18 protein-coding genes are annotated in these 18993 nt (G+C 71.0%); 11 read left to right on the top strand and 7 right to left on the bottom strand.

Translation table 11 applies throughout. The features are described 5' to 3' along the window. Nucleotides 1-203 precede the first annotated feature (203 nt). Nucleotides 204-2132, top strand: coding sequence for an AMP-dependent synthetase/ligase (locus OG331_RS21800; RefSeq protein ID WP_406198725.1), 1929 nt, complete (start codon nt 204-206; stop codon nt 2130-2132). A gap of 148 nt (nt 2133-2280) precedes the next feature. Continuing rightward, nucleotides 2281-3417, top strand: coding sequence for a sugar ABC transporter substrate-binding protein (locus OG331_RS21795; RefSeq protein ID WP_406198722.1), 1137 nt, complete (start codon nt 2281-2283; stop codon nt 3415-3417). A gap of 20 nt (nt 3418-3437) precedes the next feature. Here the strand turns inward: OG331_RS21795 and OG331_RS21790 are convergent, their stop codons facing one another. After that, the gene (locus OG331_RS21790; protein ID WP_406198720.1) at nt 3438-4337 is read right to left on the bottom strand and encodes a LysR family transcriptional regulator; all 900 of its coding nucleotides are present in this window, start codon (nt 4335-4337) and stop codon (nt 3438-3440) included. Between the two features lie 284 nt (nt 4338-4621). Here OG331_RS21790 and kstD point away from each other — a divergent pair, with 284 nt between their 5' ends. Continuing rightward, entirely contained in the window at nt 4622-6394 is a 1773-nt protein-coding gene (gene kstD, locus OG331_RS21785; protein WP_406198717.1) for a 3-oxosteroid 1-dehydrogenase, read from the top strand. Here the strand turns inward: kstD and OG331_RS21780 are convergent. From OG331_RS21780 to OG331_RS21765, 4 genes are read right to left on the bottom strand one after another with little or no spacing between them, the layout of a single operon-like run. Further along, nucleotides 6391-7041, bottom strand: a complete 651-nt coding sequence (locus OG331_RS21780; protein WP_406198714.1) for a class I SAM-dependent DNA methyltransferase — start codon at nt 7039-7041, stop codon at nt 6391-6393. The two genes, kstD and OG331_RS21780, sit on opposite strands and share 4 nt — an antisense overlap. 27 nt (nt 7042-7068) lie before the next feature. Next, entirely contained in the window at nt 7069-7311 is a 243-nt protein-coding gene (locus OG331_RS21775) for a hypothetical protein (RefSeq protein WP_406198712.1), read from the bottom strand. 25 nt (nt 7312-7336) lie between these two features. Next, the gene (locus tag OG331_RS21770; RefSeq protein ID WP_406198710.1) at nt 7337-7660 is read right to left on the bottom strand and encodes an AzlD domain-containing protein; all 324 of its coding nucleotides are present in this window, start codon (nt 7658-7660) and stop codon (nt 7337-7339) included. Beyond that, nucleotides 7657-8349, bottom strand: coding sequence for an AzlC family ABC transporter permease (locus tag OG331_RS21765; RefSeq protein WP_406198707.1), 693 nt, complete (start codon nt 8347-8349; stop codon nt 7657-7659). Before OG331_RS21765 ends, OG331_RS21770 begins: the two co-directional genes overlap by 4 nt. A gap of 106 nt (nt 8350-8455) precedes the next feature. On the opposite strand from OG331_RS21765, the gene OG331_RS21760 reads away from it, so the two are divergent. Further along, a complete protein-coding gene (locus OG331_RS21760) occupies nt 8456-9004 on the top strand; it encodes a helix-turn-helix domain-containing protein (RefSeq protein ID WP_406198705.1) in 549 nt (182 codons plus the stop codon). Between the two features lie 125 nt (nt 9005-9129). Here the strand turns inward: OG331_RS21760 and OG331_RS21755 are convergent, their stop codons facing one another. Continuing rightward, a complete protein-coding gene (locus OG331_RS21755; protein WP_003992177.1) occupies nt 9130-9333 on the bottom strand; it encodes a cold-shock protein in 204 nt (67 codons plus the stop codon). Nucleotides 9334-9655: 322 nt separating this feature from the next. Here OG331_RS21755 and OG331_RS21750 point away from each other — a divergent pair, with 322 nt between their 5' ends. The 5 genes from OG331_RS21750 (at nt 9656) to OG331_RS21730 (ending at nt 15037) form a co-directional block, all read left to right on the top strand. Then, nucleotides 9656-10504, top strand: coding sequence for a menaquinone biosynthetic enzyme MqnA/MqnD family protein (locus OG331_RS21750; RefSeq protein WP_406198702.1), 849 nt, complete (start codon nt 9656-9658; stop codon nt 10502-10504). A 76-nt stretch (nt 10505-10580) separates the two neighbouring features. After that, the gene (locus OG331_RS21745; RefSeq protein ID WP_406198699.1) at nt 10581-12275 is read left to right on the top strand and encodes a serine/threonine-protein kinase; all 1695 of its coding nucleotides are present in this window, start codon (nt 10581-10583) and stop codon (nt 12273-12275) included. Between the two features lie 54 nt (nt 12276-12329). Next, nucleotides 12330-13061, top strand: a complete 732-nt coding sequence (locus OG331_RS21740; protein WP_406198697.1) for a prepilin peptidase — start codon at nt 12330-12332, stop codon at nt 13059-13061. Nucleotides 13062-13214: 153 nt separating this feature from the next. After that, complete coding sequence (gene mqnC, locus OG331_RS21735; protein WP_406198694.1) at nt 13215-14414, top strand: cyclic dehypoxanthinyl futalosine synthase; 1200 nt, start codon at nt 13215-13217, stop codon at nt 14412-14414. A gap of 17 nt (nt 14415-14431) precedes the next feature. After that, nucleotides 14432-15037, top strand: a complete 606-nt coding sequence (locus tag OG331_RS21730) for a hypothetical protein (protein ID WP_406198692.1) — start codon at nt 14432-14434, stop codon at nt 15035-15037. Nucleotides 15038-15043: 6 nt separating this feature from the next. Here OG331_RS21730 and OG331_RS21725 read toward each other — a convergent pair whose 3' ends face one another. Continuing rightward, a complete protein-coding gene (locus tag OG331_RS21725; protein ID WP_406198689.1) occupies nt 15044-16093 on the bottom strand; it encodes a chitinase in 1050 nt (349 codons plus the stop codon). Between the two features lie 132 nt (nt 16094-16225). Between OG331_RS21725 and OG331_RS21720 the strand changes: the two genes are divergently transcribed. Further along, nucleotides 16226-16654, top strand: coding sequence for a hypothetical protein (locus tag OG331_RS21720; RefSeq protein ID WP_406198687.1), 429 nt, complete (start codon nt 16226-16228; stop codon nt 16652-16654). Between the two features lie 19 nt (nt 16655-16673). After that, nucleotides 16674-18992 (top strand): bifunctional polysaccharide deacetylase/glycosyltransferase family 2 protein, encoded by a 2319-nt coding sequence (locus OG331_RS21715; RefSeq protein WP_406198685.1) that lies wholly within the window; start codon nt 16674-16676, stop codon nt 18990-18992. Nucleotide 18993: the final 1 nt, after the last annotated feature.

Raw genomic sequence — 18993 nt, 5'->3', positions numbered from 1 at the left:
CATAAACCCCGACGTTGCACATACCCGGCTCCGGACCACCCCCGAACCCGCACAACCCCCACACGCCCGCGCCGTACGATCGCCTGCCTAACCAGCGGTAACCCGTTTCCGCAGGCCTCGGCAGGTGAACGCCACGGTGCGCGAGGCACGTACGTCATGCAGCAAGCAGTTTCTTCGCTGCACGCCCGCCGCAGGAGCCGCCCGTGTCCACCCCGCTTCCCTCCTTCGCCGCCTCGGCCGCCTTCGACGACGCTCCGGGCCCGACCCTGGTGCAGCCCGAGACGCGACGACTGGACGGTGCCGTACGGGAGGCGTACGTACCGCCGTTCGCGCCGCCGGTGACCCATGGGTCGCTCGGGGACCTGCCCTTCGACAACGCGGCGGCGGCGCCGGACGCGGTCGTCCTCAGCCGCAGGGGCGAGGACGGGCGGTGGTCGGACGTGACGGCGGCGCAGTTCGCCGAGCAGGTGCAGGCGGTGGCGAAGGGGCTGATCGCCGAGGGGCTGGAGCCGGGCGACCGGATCGCGATCATGGCGCGGACGACGTACGAGTGGACGCTCCTCGACTTCGGCGCGTGGGCGGCCGGCCTCGTCACGGTCCCCGTCTACCCCACCTCCTCCGTCTTCCAGACCCGCTGGATCCTCCAGGACTCCGGTGCGGTGGCCCTGGTCACCGAGACCGCCGCGCAGGCGGCCGCCCTCGGCCCCGAACTGGACCGGGTGCCCGATCTGCACCGCATGTGGGTGATGGAGAAGGGCCATGTGGAGCGGCTGGCCGAGCTGGGCGCGCAGCAGCCGGACGGTGAAGTGGGCGTACGGCGGGGCATGCTGGTGCCGGACACGCTGGCGACGCTCATCTACACCTCGGGCACGACCGGCCGCCCGAAGGGCTGCGCGCTGACGCACGGCAACTTCTTCGCCGAGGTGGACAACGCGATCGAACTGCTCTACCCGATCTTCAAGGCGCGCACCAGCGAAGAGGCGTCGGTGCTGCTCTTCCTCCCCATGTCGCACGTCTTCGGGCGTATGGTCGCGGTGGCCTGCGTCCGGGCCCGGGTGCGCCTCGGGCACGCGCCGAGCCTCAAGGCGGAGGACCTGCTGCCGGACCTGGCGGCCTTCCGCCCCACGTGCCTGCTGACCATCCCCTACATGCTGGAGAAGATCTTCAACTCCGCCCGCGCCAAGGCCGAGACGGGCGGCCGGGCGTCGTCCTTCGACCGCGCGGCCTCGGTGGCCGAGCGCTACGGCGAGGCGATGGAGGCCCGGGCCTCGGGGACGGGCGGTGGCCCCGGCACGACGCTCAAGACGGCCCGCGCCTTCTACGACCCCCTGGTCTACCGCCGTATCCGCAACGCGATGGGCGGCCGGGTGCGGTACGCGATCTGCGGCGGCTCACCGCTCGGCCGCCGCCTGGCCGCCTTCTACGCCGGCGCCGGTATCGAGATCTACGAGGGCTACGGCCTGACGGAGGTGACGGGCGCCGCGACCGTGACCCCGCCCTCCAAGCCCCGCCTGGGAACGGTGGGCTGGCCCCTGCCCGGTACCCGCATCCGCATAGCCGCGGACGGCGAGATCCTCATCTCCGGCGAACAGGTGCTGCGCGGCTACTGGGACCCGTCCGCGGGCGGCGTCGTCCCGGCTGCCGCCGACGGCTGGCTGCCGACGGGGGACATCGGCGCCCTGGACGACGAGGGCTATCTGACGATCACCGGCCGCAAGAAGGAACTCCTGATCACGGCGGGCGGCAAGAGCGTGGCCCCGGCGCCCCTGGAGAACTGGCTGCGCTCCCACCCCCTGATCTCCCAGTGCATGGTCGTGGGTGACCGGCGGCCTTTCGTGTCCGCCCTGATGACCCTGGACATGGACGGCGTGAGCCACTGGCGCCGGATGAACGGCAGGCACCCCGTCCCCGCGGAGCTCCTCGTCGACGACGCCGAGCTGAGGGCGATCCTGCAACGTGCGATCGACGAGGCCAACAAGCTGGTCTCGCGCCCGGAGTCCATCCGCCGCTTCACGATCCTGCCGATGGACTTCACGGAACTGAACGGCCACCTCACGCCGTCGATGAAGCTGCGACGGGAGGCTGTGATGCGGGACTTCGCGGCGGAGGTCGAGGAGCTGTACGCCAAATAGTGGCGGTTCGGGGCAATCCGCCAGGAACCGGCGTCAAGACAAACGGTTGCCGTCTCGTTACGACAATTGCTTGACGTGACATGCCATATCGACGTTGGCTACCGCCACCGGGTAGCAAAGCCGCTCATCCGCTCGGAAGGCACCAGTAGTGAATGCTCGTACCCCCCGCACGTCCGCTGTACGCCGCTTCTCCATAGCCCTCGTCGCGTCCGCCTCGGCGCTCTCGCTCGCCGCGTGCGGTGTGGTCGACGGCATCGGGGGCGGTGACAGCTCGGAGTCGCCCGACAAGGGCGACGACGTCACGGTGGGGCTCCTGCTGCCCGACAAGGACACGGCGCGCTTCGAGAAGTTCGACCACCCGCTCATCAAGAAGGAAGTCGCCTCCCTCACCCACGACAAGGGCAAGGTCGTCTACGCCAACGCCGAGTCGAGCACGGACAAGCAGAGCCGGCAGTTCCAGCAGATGATCGACGACGCGGTGGACGTCATCCTCGTGGACGCACTGGACTCCAAGGCCATCGCGCCGGACGTGCAGAAGGCGAAGGACGCGGGCATTCCCGTCATCGCCTACGACCGGCTCGCCGAGGGACCGATCGACGCGTACGTCTCCCACGACAACGAGCTCGTCGGTGAGGTGCAGGGCCGCGCCCTCGTCGAGGACCTCGGCGCGAAGGCCGCGACCAGCAAGGTCGTCATGATGAACGGCGACCCCGCCGACCCGAACACCGCCCGGTTCAAGAAGGGCGCGCTCGACGAGCTCGAGGGCGAGGTGAACATCGTCAAGCGGTACGACACCGACAAGTGGTCGCCCGAGATCGCCAAGGCGAACATGGAGAAGGCGATCTCCGCCGTCGGCCTGGACAACATCGCCGCCGTCTACTCGGCGAACGACGGCATGGCGGGCGCCGTCATCGACGCCCTCAAGGAGTCCGGCGCGAGCAAGATCCCGCCGGTGACCGGGCAGGACGCCAACCTGGACGCGGTGCAGCGGATCGTCGCGGGCGAGCAGTTCATGTCGGTGTACAAGTCGTTCCTGCTGGAGGCGACCAACGCCGCGAAGATGGCCGTGTTCAAGGCCCAGGGACGCACGATCCAGTTCGACGCCCTGACCCAGGACTCGGTCGACAGCCCGACCCAGGACGGCATCCCGGCCCAGTTGGTCTCGGTGGTCCCGCTGACCAAGAGCAACATCAAGCAGACGGTGATCCAGGACGGCGTCTACACCGTCAAGGACATCTGCACCGCTGAATACAAGTCGGACTGCGCGGCCATCGGCCTGAACTGAACGGCCCGAATCAGCCGCCGTCAGGCGCGTGCGGCCCGGCGGTGACTCTCCACCAGGTCCGCGAAAGCCCGGGCCGGCGGGCTGAGCGCGTCCCAGCGTCGGACGGCCCAGCCCACGGGCAGCGGGCGCAGTTCGGGGAGGGGAATCAGGCGTAGTTCCCCCTCACCGGGGACCGGCAGTCCCGGCAGCGCGGGCAGGACCGCCCGTCCGACCCCCAGCTCGGCCAGCAGCAGCGCGGTGTCCCAGTCGGCGACGCTCGTGTCGTGTGCGAACCGGACGCCCAGTTCGGCACAGGCGGCGTCCAGATGGGCCGCCGAGGCGGAGTTCGGCGGCAGCCGGATCAGCCGTACGTCACGCAGGTCGGCGCCGACATCGACGTACGGCCGTGCCGCGAGCGGATCGTCGGCCCGCACCGCCAGCACCCATGGCAGCTCCACCACCGGCCGCTGCTCGATACCGCGCACCTGAGGTCCGAGGGTGATCCAGGCCAGGTCGAGCGTGCCGTCGGCCAGCGCGTCGAAGCTGCCCCGGCCCGAACTGACCGTGCGGAACTCCAGATTGACCCGGGGATGCCGCCGCCGGTACGCGACAACCGCCTCCGCCATGAAGTGCCGTACGGTCGTCGCCCCTGTCGCCACCCGTACGTACCCGCTCTCGCCGTCGACGAGATCCCGCAGTTGTCGCACGGCGAGGTCCAGCCCCGAAATCCCCTCGGCGGCGGCCGCCTCCAGCACCCGGCCGGCCTGGGTCGGCACGACCCCCCGGGGCTGCCGCTCCAGCAACGCGACCCCGGTCTCCCGCTCCAGGCGCTTCACATGCTGACTCACCGCCGACTGGGTGCACCCCAGTTCCCGGGCCACCGAACTGAGGCTCCCGGCACGGCACACGGCCACGAACACACGCAGGTCATCGAGGGTCATGACCTCTAAGTTAATGCTTGGGTTGAGCCACAAATCCCAAGGATTGACTGGGCCTTGGCCGATGGACGACGATCCTGGAAGGGCCCGGGCGGCAACCCGCTCCACACCCTCGCCGGTGTCCGGACCAAGGCGGGGGAAGGAGCGGGTGCCGACCCAAAAGACGCGAGCGGACGGCGGATTCGACTCCCCTGCAACGCCCTTGACTTCACGCGGCATCCGCGTCACATTCGCATTTCTGACACACCCTCAGAAACGCGGCGTCGTCCAGGGCGGGAGCGGCCTCCATGACCAGCAGCGGGCACCCTTCGCGAAGACACGTACTGGCCGCGGGTGCCGTCGGCGCCGCAGGCACGGCCCTCGGGGCCGGGGGCGTGGCCCGGTCCGCCGCCCACGCAGCCGACCTGCCCCTGCTCGGCACCTACGACGTCGTCGTCATCGGCTCCGGAGCCGCCGGCATGACCGCCGCGCTGACCGCGGCCAAGCAGGGACTGAGCTGTGTGGTGGTGGAGAAGGCGCCCACCTTCGGAGGGTCCGCCGCGCGGTCCGGGGCCGGGATCTGGATTCCGAACAACTCGGTGATCCTCGCGGCCGGTGTGCCGGACACGCCGGCGAAGGCGGCCGGGTATCTGGCCGCCGTCGTCGGGCCGGACGTTCCCGTCGAGCGGCAGCGGGCCTTCCTCGCGCACGGCCCGGCGATGCTGTCCTTCGTCATGGCCAACAGCCCGCTGCGATTCCGCTGGATGGAGGGGTACGCCGACTACTACCCCGAACTGCCCGGCGGCCTCCCGAACGGCCGCTCCATCGAGCCCGACCAACTCGACGGCAACCTCCTGGGCCCCGAGCTGGCGCGGCTGAACCCGCCGTACATGGACGTGCCCGCCGGCATGGTCGTCTTCAGCGCGGACTACAAGTGGCTGGCCCTGGCGGCGGTGAACGTCAAGGGCGCCGCCGTGGCCGCGGCCTGTCTCGCGCGCGGTACGGCCGCGGCGCTGCGCGGTGAGAAGCCGCTGACCATGGGACAGTCGCTGGCGGCCGGCCTGCGCCTCGGACTGCGGTCGGCCGGGGTCCCGGTGTGGCTCGGCACGCCCCTCACCGACCTGTACGTCGAGAACGGCACCGTGAGCGGCGCGGTCGTCACCCGGGACGGCGCCCCCGGCCTGGTGCGCGCCCGCCGTGGCGTGATCGTCGGCTCGGGCGGCTTCGAGCACAACGCGGCCATGCGCGAGCAGTACCAGCGGCAGCCCATCGGCACGGACTGGACGGTCGGCGCGAAGGAGAACACCGGCGACGGCATCAGGGCCGGACACCGGCTCGGCGCCGCGCTCGGCCTCATGGACGACGCCTGGTGGGGCCCGGCGATCCCGCTCCCCGGCCAGCCCTACTTCTGCCTCGCCGAACGCACCCTTCCCGGCGGCCTGTTGATCAACTCCGCCGGCGCCCGCTTCGTCAACGAGGCCGCCCCCTACAGCGATGTCGTCCACACCATGTACGACGTCCACGACACGAGCCCGGCCATCCCGGCCTGGCTGATCGTCGACCAGAACTACCGGAACCGGTACCTCTTCAAGGACGTCCTCCCGGCGCTGCCCCTCCCGGCCGACTGGTACAGCTCGGGCGCCGCGCACAAGGCCTGGACGCCGGACGCGCTCGCACGGTCGATCGGCGTCCCGGCGCCGGCCCTGCGGACCACGGTCGACCGCTTCAACTCACAGGCCCGGCACGGCAGGGACCCCGACTTCGAACGGGGCGACAGCGCCTACGACCACTACTACACGGACCCGTCCGTCCTGCCCAACTCCTGCCTCGCGCCCCTGTGGCTGCCCCCGTACCACGCCTTCCGCATCGTCCCCGGCGACCTCGGCACCAAGGGCGGCCTCCTCACCGACGCCCGCGCCCGCGTGCTGCGGGAGGACGGTTCGGTGATCAAGGGGCTGTACGCCGCCGGCAACGCGAGCTCGGCCGTCATGGGGCACAGCTACGCGGGCGCGGGCTCGACGATCGGTCCGGCGATGACGTTCGGGTACATCGCGGCGCGGGACATCGCCGGGGGACTCTAGCGCTCGGGCTTGCGGGCGATCAGGAACGCCTGCGGGGACGTCTCGTCCAGCGCCGGGTCCGGCTCGCGGACCGTCCGGGAGACGAGGGTGAACCCGGCCGCGGTCAGCAGGTCGGCCATGTGTTCCGGCCGGCGGCGCCGGAAGGTCAGCGAGACCGGGTGCCCGAAGGGCCGGTCGTGGTGCCGGTGCTCGTCACCGGCCTGGAACGCGACGAGCAGGGGCGCGCCGGCCGCCAGCACACGGTGGAACTCGGCGAAGAGGTCCGGGAGCCGGTCCACCGGCGTGTGGATGGAGGAGTAGAAGGACAGGGCACCGGCCAGCGCGCCGTCCGCCAGATCCAGCTCAAGCATCGAACCCTGCTCGAACCGCAGCCCCGGGTTCTCGCGGCGCGCGATCGCCAGCATCGACTCCGACAGATCGAGCCCGGACACGGAGAGCCCGAGTGAGGCGAGGCGGGCGGTGGTCCGGCCCGGTCCGCATCCCAGGTCGGCCACCGGCCCGTCCCCGTCGACGAGTTCGGCGAACACTCCCAGCAACGCCCGCTCCAAGGGCCTGCCCGCGAGCTCGTCCCGGAAGAGGTCCGCGTAGTCCTCGGCGATGGCGTCGTAGAAGGTGCGGGTGGTGGTCAGGAAGTCGGAGTCGGTCATGGGCGGGGACCCTAGCGAAGGCGACGGCTACTCGGCTCCGTCCTGCGCCCGCCCCGTCCGCATCCGGCCACCGCCGATCGCGGCGCCGACGGCGATGCCCAGCCCCATCCCCAGGGCCAGCCCGAGCCCGAGGTTGTCGAAGACGGTCAGGCCGAGCACGATGCCGATGCTCGTGCCGAAGGAGAGGCCGAGCGAAAGGCCCATCGCCAGTTTGTTGTCGGCGGCGGCACCGCCGTCTTCCCCGTGGTTGTTCTCATCCCCGTCGTTCACCTGGCGATTCTCCCACGGGGCCGGTTCAGGGCACCCCTGCCGCCCGCAGCACCGCGGTGGCCACCGCCGCCCCCAGCACCACCACCGGGAACGGGGCCCGCCGCCACGCCAGCACGCCGCCCACCAGCACCCCGGCCGGCCGCGCCCACCCCGCGAAGCCGCCGCCCTCCGTCAACGTCCCCGTCGCCAGCAGCGCCACGAGCAGCACCACCGCACCCGCCGCCAGCAGTTCCTGGACCCGCGCGGGGAGCGCGACCCGCCCGTGCAGGGCCGGGCCGACCAGACGGAAGGCGTACGTCCCCACCGCCAGTGCCAGGATCATGGCGACCGTTCCCGTCGTGCCGGTCATGACGCGTCCTTCTTCCTGCCGGACGAGCGGTACGCGACGAGCCCCGCCAGGGCCAGCAGCACCGGCACCCCCGCAGGGACGACCGGTACCGCGGCCAGGGCGAGGGCGGCGCCGAGGAGCGCGGCACGGCGTACGGCGGAGTCCTTGCGCAAGGTGGGCAGGACCAGCGCGGCCAGTACGGCGGGGAAGGCGGCGTCCAGGCCGTACCTCGCCGTGTCGCCCAGCGCGGTTCCGGCGAGCGCGCCGGCGAGGACCCCGATGTTCCAGGCGACGAACAGGCCGAGCCCGTTCACCCAGAACGCCACCCGCCGCCGTACGGGATCGGGCTGGGCGAGGGTGAAGGCCACCGTCTCGTCGGACACGAGGTGGGCGCCGAGGAGGCGGGCGAGGCGGCCCCGGCCGAGGATGTCCGCGACGGCCAGGCTGAAGGCGGCCGTGCGGGTGTTGAGGAGCAGCCCGGTGGCCGCCGCGGCGAACGGTCCGCCCCCGGCCAGCAGCACGCCGACCGCGCTGAACTGGGCCGAGCCCGCGTAGACGATCAGCGACATCACCACCGGCACCCACACCGGCAGCCCGCCGGCCACCGCGATCGCGCCGAAGGAGACGCCCACGACCCCGCCGGCCAGCCAGATGAGGGCGCTGTCGCGCACCAGGGCCGTCATCGCGGGCGCCGGAAGAGGTGACATCATCGGTGTTCGGAGTAGCGAACGCATGTTTTCCAGAATGAACAGTCGGGCATCCGTTCGTCAAGGCGAACGAATGGGCCGATGTAGCGAACGGACGGGAAGTGGACCGATGGGCGAGCCCCTGACCTGGATCGCCGCCTCGCTGCGGCGCGAGCGCACCCGGGCCGGGCTGTCCCTGTCCGAGCTGGCCAAACGGGCCGGGATCGCGAAGTCCACGCTCTCCCAGCTGGAGGCCGGCGGCGGGAACCCCAGCGTGGAGACGCTGTGGGCGCTGGGGGTCGCGCTCGGCGTGCCGTTCAGCGCGCTGGTGGAGCCGCCGTCGCCGGCGGTCCAGGTGATCCGGGCGGGGGAGGGGCCCACGGTCGCCTCCGAACGGGCGGACTACGTGGCCACGCTGCTCTCCGCCAGTCCGCCCGGCGCTCGCCGGGACATCTACCACCTGCGCGCGGAACCCGGCCCGGCCCGGGAGTCGGAGCCGCACATTCCGGGGTCGGTGGAGCATCTGATCGTGAGCACGGGGCGCGTGAAGGCGGGGCCGCGGGGGGACGAGGCCGAGCTGGAGCCCGGCGACTACATGTCGTATCGCGGGGATGTGCCCCACTCTTACGAGGCGCTCGCGCCCGGGACGACGTTCGTGCTGGTCATGCAGCACATCTAGCCCTCGACGGGGAGGGAAAGGCAGGAGCCCCGTTGCCTTGCGGCACGGGGCTCCTTGGGTACTGCTATCTGTTCCGGATCAAAGCACCAGGCTCCGAGACCGAATGATCAGACTGATCGAACTGATCAGACGGGGGTGACGTTCTCCGCCTGCGGGCCCTTCGGGCCCTGGGTCACGTCGAAGGAGACCTGCTGGTTCTCCTCCAGCGAACGGAAGCCGCTCGCATTGATCGCGGAGTAGTGAACGAAGACGTCGGGGCCGCCGCCTTCCTGGGCGATGAAGCCAAAGCCCTTTTCGGCGTTGAACCACTTCACGGTTCCGGTAGCCATAAGCCCTCCTTGGGCCCAAAGGGTTGCCCTGCTCCAGAACCCTGCAAGTGTGAAAACAAAATGCCGCACAACTGCATACGTCTGAAAACGACGAGAGCCCGCGGTCACATGCTCCGCAGGCTCTGTACTGCAAGGGAAACCAAACTGCAACTTGCGGCGAGCCTAGCACGCAGGCAGCCGAAAGCAATAGAGGTCAAGATCACGTCACTCGGACGTTTGAAGCCCCGTGTCGGGGTTGACGGGTGCGCTGGTGATCTGAGCGTCACCGGAGAGTCGCCACCCTGGAGGGTGCACGCTACCCCATGGGGTCTAGTCTCGCGATGTGGACAATTCTCGCACCAGGCCGCGCGTAGGCCACATCCAGTTCCTGAACTGCCTGCCCCTGTACTGGGGGCTCGCGAGAACGGGCACACTCCTCGACTTCGAGCTGACCAAGGACACCCCCGAGAAGCTCAGCGAGCAGCTGGTGCGGGGCGACCTCGACATCGGGCCGATCACCCTCGTCGAGTTCCTGCGCAACGCCGACGACCTGGTCGCCTTCCCTGACATCGCTGTCGGCTGCGACGGCCCGGTGATGTCCTGCGTGATCGTCTCGCAGGTCCCGCTGGACCGGCTGGACGGCGCCCGGGTCGCCCTCGGCTCGACCTCGCGCACCTCGGTCCGGCTGGCCCAGCTGCTGCTCGCCGAGCGCTACGGCGTACAGCCCTCCTACTACACCTGCCCGCCCGACCTCAGCCTGATGATGCAGGAGGCGGAGGCGGCCGTACTCATCGGGGACGCGGCGCTGCGCGCCAACCTCCTGGACGGCCCGCGCTACGGCCTTGAGGTGCACGACCTCGGATCGCTCTGGAAGGAGTGGACCGGCCTGCCCTTCGTCTTCGCGGTCTGGGCGGCGCGCCGGGACTACGTGGAGCGCGAGCCGGCCATCACCCGCCAGGTCCACGAGGCCTTCCTCTCCTCCCGCAACCTCTCCCTGGACGAGGTCGGCAAGGTCGCCGAGCAGGCGGCCCGCTGGGAGGCCTTCGACGAGCAGGTCCTGGAGCGGTACTTCACGACCCTCGACTTCCGTTTCGGCGGCCCGCAGCTGGAGGCGGTCGCGGAGTTCGCGCGGCGGGTGGGACCGACGACGGGCTTTGCAGCGGATGTGAAGGTGGATCTGCTTCAGCCGTGAGGGCGGGGTCCGCGCGCACTAATCTGCTGGAAGTTCCACGGCCGCGGTAGGCCGTACGGGGGAGGGGTGGACGCCGATGCAGCCGCTCGGAGTTGACGAGCCCACGGTCGTCGGGCCGTACCGGCTGCTCGGCCGGCTCGGCTCCGGCGGCATGGGGCGGGTGTATCTCGGCCGCAGCGCGGGCGGCCGTACGGTCGCCGTCAAGATCGTGCATCCGCACTTCGCGCTGGACGAAGAGTTCCGAGCCCGCTTCCGCCGGGAAGTGGACGCGGCGCGGCGGGTGGGCGGCGCGTGGACGGCGCCCGTGCTGGACGCGGATCCGCAGGCGGCGGTGCCGTGGGTGGCCACCGGCTATGCGGCGGGTCCGTCGCTGTCGGCCGCGGTCACGGACTCGGGCGCGCTGCCCGCGCATTCGGTACGAGCGCTGGGGGCCGGGCTGGCCGAGGCGCTGGCGGCCGTACACGAACTGGGGCTGGTGCACCGGGACGTGAAGCCGTCGAACGTCCTGCTGACACTGGACGGCCCCCTGCTGATCGACTTCGGCATCGCGAGGGCCATGGACGGCACGGCGTCCCTGACGTCCACCGGCGTCTCGATCGGCTCCCCCGGATACATGTCGCCCGAACAGATCGTGGGCAAGGGCGCCACGGGGGCGGCGGACGTCTTCTCGCTGGGCGCGGTCCTGGCGTACGCGGCGACCGGGGAGCCGCCGTTCTCCGGGGACTCGTCGGCGGCGCTGCTCTACAAGGTGGTGCACGAGGAGCCCGAACTCGGCCCCCTGGACGGCGAGGTGCGGGAGCTGGTGGAGGCCTGCCTGGCCAAGGAGCCGGGTGCCCGGCCCACGCCGGGTGAGGTGGCCCGGCGCCTGGCTCCGGACGGGGCGGCCCGGCTGGTGACGGGCGGGTGGCTGCCGGGCGGGCTGGTCGAGCAGGTCAGCCGGAGTGCCGTGCGGCTGCTGAACCTGGAGGCGGGGGAGCCGGGAGAGACCGGCCGGCCGGGAGGCGATGTCCCCTCGGGGCCGGTGGGCTTCAGCCGGCAGGCCACGGTGGGGGAGTTCGGGCCGCCGCCGGTCATGCCGGTGGTGGGGGGTGCGGGCGCGTCCATGCCGTCCGCCGCCCTTCCCGAACCCCGGGATGCCCCGCCGCAGGACGCGACCCCGGCATCCGCATCCGACAGCCGCCCCGGCAAGCTCTCCCTCTCCGTCGCGGCGGCTTCGGCGCCGGGGGAAGGCGGCCGTGGACGGAGGCTGAGCTGCACCGTCGCGCTCGCGGTGGCGGGGGCGCTGGCCGCGGTGACGGTGGGGTCCGTGGTCGTGTTCGACCTGTTGCCGGGCGGGGACCAGGACCACAACGCGGGTTCCGACGCAGCCTCGTCCGCATCGCCGGGCAAGAGCACCCCCACCCGGGTCGAGGGCTCCGTGCCCGCCCGCTACATCGGCACCTGGGAGGGCCAGGCCACCGCCCTGGACGGCGCACTGCCGTCGGGCACCTACCGGCTCTCCGTGCACAAGGCCGACGTGGGCGAGGAGTTGGGCACACTCCGCCAGACGGACGTGCTCGGCCTCGTCTGCAACGACGTACTGACCCTGAAGAAGGTGACGGCGAAGGAACTCGTCGTCACGTCCGTGGGCAGGAAGACCAACCACGGCGGCTGCAACCCGGCACCGCACACCGTCCGGATCTCGCCCGCGGGCGACGACCTGGTGTTCCGCTCGGAGAGCGACGCGGAGGGCAAGCCCGAGGCGCGGCTGTCGAAGGTCGAGCAGGGCTGAACACGGTGGGGCTGAACACGTGGAGGCTGACACGTTGGGGCTGAACACGTGGGGGTGAGCACGCTCGTCCTGGTCGTCGTGGCCGCACTGTGGGGTGCCGCGGCGGGCACGCTGCTGCCCCGGCCCGCCCACCGGTTCTCCGTCGCGGAGGAGGAGGACTGGCGGGAGCGGTGTCCGGGCGGGCACCCGATCGGGGGCTGGCTCGGGTGGGCCCGGTGCCGGGACTGCACCGACGCGCGGTCGTACGGGCCCAGTACGGCTCTCACGGCCATCGTCACCGCCCTCGTCTGCGCCGCCCTCGCCGCGGCCACCGACACTCGGCCCGAGCTGGGCGTCTGGTTGCTGCTGGCGCCCGTCGGCGTGCTGCTCACGGTCGTCGACCTGCGGGTGCGGCGGCTGCCCGACGCCCTGACCCTGCCGCTCGCGGGCGCCGCGCTGCTGCTGCTCGGCCTGGTCGCCCTCGTCCCCGAACACGCCGGTGACTGGCTCACCGCCCTGTGGGCCGCCCTCGCGCTCGGCGCCGGCTACTTCGTGCTGTGGCTCGTCAACCCCGGCGGCATGGGCTTCGGCGATGTGAAGCTCGCGCTCGGGGTGGGGGCGGCGCTGGGGTGGTACGGCTGGCCGACGGTCATGCTCGGCACCTTCGCCGGGTTCCTGTTCGGGGCCCTGTACGGCGGTGCGCTGGTCGTCCTGCGGCGGGCCGGGCGCAAGACGGCGATCCCGTTCGGACCGTTCCTGCTCGGCGGGGGGCTGGTGGGACTGCTGATCGGGGCGTACGCGGCGTGAGGTGGGCGCCGTCGGCCCGGAAGCGGCCTGACGTCCCTGCCCCGAAAGGCCTGGCGTACGCTGGTTCGGTCCGCCCACCCGTCTCCCACCACCACCCTTGTTTCGAGCGCTTCGCGCACACCTTCTTATTTGCTTGACGAAAGGGACGCCCCGGTGACCGAGAAGGCCGACCTCCAGTCTGTGCTCGACCGTGCCGCAGCGGGCGGGCGGATCACCCCAGAGGAGGCGCTCGACCTCTACCGGGACGCCCCGCTGCACGCGCTGGGCGCCGCCGCCGACGCCGTACGCCGCCGCAGGTACGCCGGCACCGAGCACATCGCGACGTACATCATCGAGCGCAACATCAACTACACGAACGTGTGCGTCACGGCGTGCAAGTTCTGCGCCTTCTACGCCGCCCCCAAGGACACGGCCAAGGGCTGGACCCGTGACCTCGACGACATCCTGCGGCGCTGCGCCGAGACCGTCGAGCTCGGCGGTACGCAGATCATGTTCCAGGGCGGCCACCACCCGGACTACGGCGTCGAGTACTACGAGACGCACTTCCGCGCCATCAAGGACGCGTTCCCGCAGCTCGTCATCCACAGCCTGGGGGCGAGCGAGGTCGAGCACATGGCCCGGATCTCCGAGGTGAGCGTCGAAGAGGCCATCACCCGCATCCACGAGGCCGGCCTCGACTCCTTCGCCGGCGCCGGTGCCGAGCTGCTGCCCGCGCGGCCGCGCAAGGCCATCGCCCCGCTGAAGGAGAGCGGTGAGCGCTGGCTGGAGATCATGGAGGCCGCGCACCGGCTGGGCGTCGAGTCCACGTCGACCATGCTGATGGGCACGGGCGAGACCAACGCCGAGCGCATCGAGCACCTGCGGATGATCCGTGACGTCCAGGACCGCACGGGCGGCTTCCGGGCCTTCATCCCGTACACCTACCAGCCCGAGAACAACCACCTGAAGGGCCGTACGCAGGCCACGCTCTTCGAGTACCTGCGGATGATCGCGATCGCACGGCTGTTCATGGACAACATCCAGCACATCCAGGGCTCCTGGCTGACCACCGGCAAGGAGATCGGCCAGCTGTCGCTGCACTACGGTGCCGACGACCTCGGCTCGATCATGCTGGAGGAGAACGTCGTCTCCAGCGCCGGCGCCAAGCACCGCTCCAACCGGCTGGAGATCATCGACCTGATCCGCAAGGCGGGGCGGGTGCCGGCCCAGCGGGCGACGACGTACGAGCACCTCGTCGTGCACGACGACCCGGCGAACGACCCCATCGACGAGCGGGTGGCCTCGCACATCTCGTCCACGGCGATCGCGGGCGGCACGGCACATCCCGAGCTGAAGATCCTCGCGTCCAACTAGGCCTGGCCGGGGCTTTCGTGCTGACGATTCACGCCGACTCCCGGGGCCACGCGCTCGCCGTCGAGGGCGCGTGGATCGCCGGTGCCGGACCGCTGGACGAGCTCGTCGCGGCTCATGCGCGGGCGCGGGTGCGCAAGTGGCCCGGCATCCTGACGGCCGGGCTGATCAACATGCACGGCAACGAGCTGCTCGAAGAGGCGTATCACCCCGATCCGCGCGAGGCGGACGAGCTGGGCACCGAGCCGCTGACCGGGGACGCGCTGGCCGCGCTCGCCATGGACGACGCCCGCTGGGGTGCCGGCGCGCGGCGCTGCGTGCAGCGGATGCTCGCCCACGGGACGGTCGCCGCGTGCTGTGAGCCGCTGCGCAACCGCGCCGTACGGGACGCGGTGCACCGCTCCGGGCTGGGCGTCGTGGGCCGGCTCGGGCGCCCCGACGGAACCCCCGCCCTCAACCCCTACGCCTCCGGGCTGCCGGTGGAGTTCGCGGAACCGAGGGAGCGTCACTCCGCCGCCCGCTTCGCGGTGTTCGACGTACGGGACGAGGCGGAACTGGCGGAGCGCGGCGCGGGGACGTGCGTGGCGACGGTGGTGGACGGGCGCTTGGTGTACCGGCGCCGCTGATCCGCCTCAGCCCGCGAACGCCTCGGCGAACGCCCCATCCTCCTGGTCGACCCCGCTGCAGTTCGTCAGCGCGTCATCCGTGGCCGACCCGTCCGCACACTGCCGGTCCCGGAACGTCGCCCACATCGACACCCACCCGACCTCCTTCTCCTCGGCGAACTCCCGCACCTGCGCCGCGTCGTCGAGCGTGAACGTCTCGTTGTCGACGTCGTTGACGCCGAGCATCGAGGTGAGCGCCATGGCCCGCCAGGCGGTCGCGTCGGACGTGCCGAAGAGCTCCTTGAGCTGCGTGTGGGCGGCCTTGGCGGACGTGAGGGCATAGTCGCCCATGTCGCCGGTGTACGACTCGCCGTAGTTCATCGTCATGAGGTTGACGGTGGAGACCTGTACGTCGTGCTGGTTTGCGGACTCCAGCAGCGCCACACCGTCGTCGTCGAGGCCGGAAGGCATCACCGGCAGCGTGAAGGAGACGCGGAGGTCGCCGCGCTCCTGCTGGAGCAGGGCGATCGCCTCCGAACGCAGGTCCACGGAGGCGGAGTCGGTCAGCTCGTCGCCCTCGATGTCGAAGTCGGCCTGGGTGGAACCCGCCGCGTCCAGGGCCTTCCCGTACGCCGCCGCCAGCTCGGACGCGCTGTCGCAACTCGCCGCCATTTCCTTGCCGGAGGCGCCGCCGAAGGAGACCCGGACGGTGGCGCCGTCCTGTTTGAGTTTCGAGATACGGGACTTGGCGGCCGAGTCGGAAAGAGCGGTGGTGCCGTTCCATTTCGGGGTGCAGTTACTCCCGTCCGAGATGACGAAAGCCAGGTTGTACGTCGCCGGGGAGCCGGCCGAGTCGTTTTCGGAGGCCTCGGTGGCGCTGACGTAGGGGGCGTACGACGTGCTCGCGGCAGCCGTCCCGGTGGCCGACGGGGAGGCCGTTGCGGAGGACGAGGTGCTGGGCCGCCGGGGGTTCGGCGGCGCCGCGTCCGCCGTACCGCCGGAGCCCGCGGAGCACCCCGTGGTCAGCGCGAGCAGACAGGTGAGTCCGGCCGCCGTTTTCCCTGAGTACGTTTGCATGCCGGAAATCTCTCATCCTTGCGGGGCCGTTGCCGAAAACTCTCAGGGAACGTACAGGTCAAGGCGTTTCTCATATGTGCTTCACATGGAGAGCGAGTTTGTGGCACATAAAGCCTCCGTAATCTCCGGGGAATGCATTCCGAGCCTGCCATCGAAAACCTCGCGGACGTCCGCCGGCGCAATGACGCCCGCGGTCGCCGCCGCAAACGCGGCAACGGGTCCGCCGAAGGGCCCGTGTTCGTTGACAACTCCGGACGACGATCCAAGCTGCTGCGTCGCCTCGGCCTCCTGGTCGGCGTCGGCTGCCTCGGGTACGCGGTCGTCCTGGGCATGGCCTTCATGGACGTCGGCACCTCGCTGACGCCGTCCCAACTGCTGCCCTTCGGGGGCGGCGGCCCTGCCGGTGCCCCGAACTCCGGTCCCGGCGGCGGCGCCCGGCCGCAGGGCGGGACCGGCACCCCGCCCGTGAAGCCCTCCGGCACGCCGCCGACGGACACCGCGACCGGCGAGCCGCCCAGCGCCGCCCCGGCCGTGTCCGCCTCCCCGGCCGCCGCCGACTGACCGGAACGCACTCACACTCATGACTACGACGACTCCCTCACGCGGCCGCCGCCGCGCCCCCACGCGGATCCAGCGGGCGGCGGGCAAGGCCGCGGCGCTGCAGAAACCGCGCGTCATCCTCGCCGGACTGCTCCTGCTCGCGCTGACCAGCGTCATGCTGCTCGACGGCTATCTGCGTGCCGAGGTCGGCGGCGACCAGCGCGTGCGCACCGGGGCCAGCTCCAGCCAGGTCCCCGACAAGGTCCTCGACGGCGGACCGATCCTCAGCTTCCGGGGCGGTCAGGCCACCACCGTCTCCGTCCCGGACAAGACGATCGCGCTCACCTTCGACGACGGTCCGAACCCCACCTGGACGCCCCAAGTCCTGGCGATCCTCGAGAAGCACGACATCCCCGCCACGTTCTTCCTGGTCGGCTCGATGGTCTCGCGCTACCCGGGGATCGTCGCGGACATGGTCGAGCAGGGCAACGAGGTGGGCATCCACACCTTCACCCACGTCGACCTCTCCTACCAGAGCGACGCCCGCGTCAACCGCGAGATGCAGCAGACCCAGCTGGCCCTCGCGGGCGCGGCCGGCATCACGACCACGCTGTTCCGGGCGCCGTACTCCTCGGAGACGGACGCCGTCGACAACTACAGCTGGCCCGTCTACAAGAAGCTCGGCGAGCAGGGCTACACCAGCGTCTTCGTCGACACCGACAGCGACGACTGGAAGCGGCCCGGCGTCTCGAAGATCATCAAGTGGGCGACGCCGGACGACGGCGAGGGCGCGTCCGTCCTCTTCCACGACGCGGGCGGCGAGCGGTCACAGACGATCAAGGCGCTGCCGGCGTACATCGAGAAGATGAAGGCCAAGGGCTACACCTTCACGACGATCAGCGGGGCCATTCAGGAGGAGGAGTCGGCGGGCGGTCGGCAGGCGGGGGCCGGTGGTGTGCAGGTGGGTGGCGCTCAGTCCGGCGGGCAGCAGCCCGGTGGTCAGGCGGCGCAGCGGGAGTCGAACGGACAGGCCGGTGCGGGTGCTTCGAGCCTCCAGGCCGCCCACCGCGAGGCCACCGGCGCGACGCTGTACGAGGGCAAGGCACTGATCGGGGCCGTGGCCGTCGCCGAATGGACGGTGCCGGTGCTCTCGGTCGGCCTCCTCGTCGTCGGTGTCGCCGTCATGGGCCGGTTCGGCATGATGCTGATCCTCGCCCGCCGCCACTACCGGCAGCGCAACAGACGCCGGTTCAGCTGGGGACCTCCGGTCCATCAGCCGGTGAGCGTGATCGTCCCGGCGTACAACGAGAAGGAGTGCATCGCCAACACCCTGGAGTCGCTGGCGAGGAGCACCCATCCGATCGAGATCATCGTGGTCGACGACGGCTCGACGGACGGCACCTCCGAGATCGCCCGGAACGCGGCCCGCGAACTCGGCATGACCAACGTCCGTGTCATCCGCCAGGAGAACGCGGGCAAGCCGGCGGCGCTGAACAACGGGGTGCGCAGCGCCCGTTACGACATCGTCGTGATGATGGACGGCGACACGGTCTTCGAGCCGGACACGGTACGTCTGCTGGTGCAGCCCTTCGCCGACCCCGAGGTCGGCGCGGTCGCCGGCAACGCCAAGGTCGGCAACCGCAACACCGTCATCGGCGCCTGGCAGCACATCGAGTACGTGATGGGCTTCAACCTCGACCGCCGTATGTACGACCTGCTGCGCTGCATGCCCACCATCCCCGGCGCGATCGGCGCGTTCCGCCGGGAGGCGGTGCTGGAGGTCGGCGGCATGAGCGAGGACACGCTCGCCGAGGACACGGACATCACCATCGCCATGCACCGCGCGGGCCGGCGGGTCGTCTACCAGGAACACGCGCGTGCGTGGACGGAGGCGCCGGGCTCCCTGAAGCAGCTGTGGTCACAGCGCTACCGCTGGTCCTACGGCACCATGCAGGCGCTGTGGAAGCACCGCAAGTCCCTGACGGACAAGGGCCTTTCGGACCGCTTCGGCCGGGTCGGCATGCCTCTTGTCGTCATCTTCCAGATCGTCACGCCGGTCTTCGCGCCGCTCATCGACGTCTTCACCGTCTACTCGATGATCTTCGTCGACTTCAAGGCGGCCCTGCTGGCCTGGCTGGCGGTGCTCGCCGTACAGCTGGTCTGCGCCGCGTACGCCTTCCGCCTGGACCGCGAGCAGTACCGCTACCTGCTGATGATGCCCCTCCAGCAACTCGCCTACCGGCAGATGATGTACCTGGTCCTCATCCACTCCTGCATCACCGCGATGACGGGCGGCCGGCTGCGCTGGCAGAAGCTGAAGCGCACCGGCGAGGTCGGAACGCCGGCGGGGGTGAGCTGAG

Source organism: Streptomyces sp. NBC_01017, assembly GCF_045162795.1.
GTDB classification, from domain to species: domain Bacteria; phylum Actinomycetota; class Actinomycetes; order Streptomycetales; family Streptomycetaceae; genus Streptomyces; species Streptomyces machairae.
This window is presented reverse-complemented; position numbering and strand designations above follow the sequence as displayed.

Excerpts from the sequence above, each read along its gene's own strand:
- OG331_RS21790 (WP_406198720.1), bottom strand. The coding sequence starts at position 4,337 with ATGACCCTCGATGACCTGCGTGTGTTCGTGGCCGTGTGCCGTGCCGGG.
- kstD (WP_406198717.1), top strand. The coding sequence starts at position 4,622 with ATGACCAGCAGCGGGCACCCTTCGCGAAGACACGTACTGGCCGCGGGT.
- OG331_RS21780 (WP_406198714.1), bottom strand. The coding sequence starts at position 7,041 with ATGACCGACTCCGACTTCCTGACCACCACCCGCACCTTCTACGACGCC.
- OG331_RS21770 (WP_406198710.1), bottom strand. The coding sequence starts at position 7,660 with ATGACCGGCACGACGGGAACGGTCGCCATGATCCTGGCACTGGCGGTG.
- OG331_RS21765 (WP_406198707.1), bottom strand. The coding sequence starts at position 8,349 with ATGATGTCACCTCTTCCGGCGCCCGCGATGACGGCCCTGGTGCGCGAC.
- OG331_RS21760 (WP_406198705.1), top strand. The coding sequence starts at position 8,456 with ATGGGCGAGCCCCTGACCTGGATCGCCGCCTCGCTGCGGCGCGAGCGC.
- OG331_RS21755 (WP_003992177.1), bottom strand. The coding sequence starts at position 9,333 with ATGGCTACCGGAACCGTGAAGTGGTTCAACGCCGAAAAGGGCTTTGGC.
- OG331_RS21745 (WP_406198699.1), top strand. The coding sequence starts at position 10,581 with ATGCAGCCGCTCGGAGTTGACGAGCCCACGGTCGTCGGGCCGTACCGG.
- OG331_RS21725 (WP_406198689.1), bottom strand. The coding sequence starts at position 16,093 with ATGCAAACGTACTCAGGGAAAACGGCGGCCGGACTCACCTGTCTGCTC.
- OG331_RS21720 (WP_406198687.1), top strand. The coding sequence starts at position 16,226 with ATGCATTCCGAGCCTGCCATCGAAAACCTCGCGGACGTCCGCCGGCGC.
- OG331_RS21715 (WP_406198685.1), top strand. The coding sequence starts at position 16,674 with ATGACTACGACGACTCCCTCACGCGGCCGCCGCCGCGCCCCCACGCGG.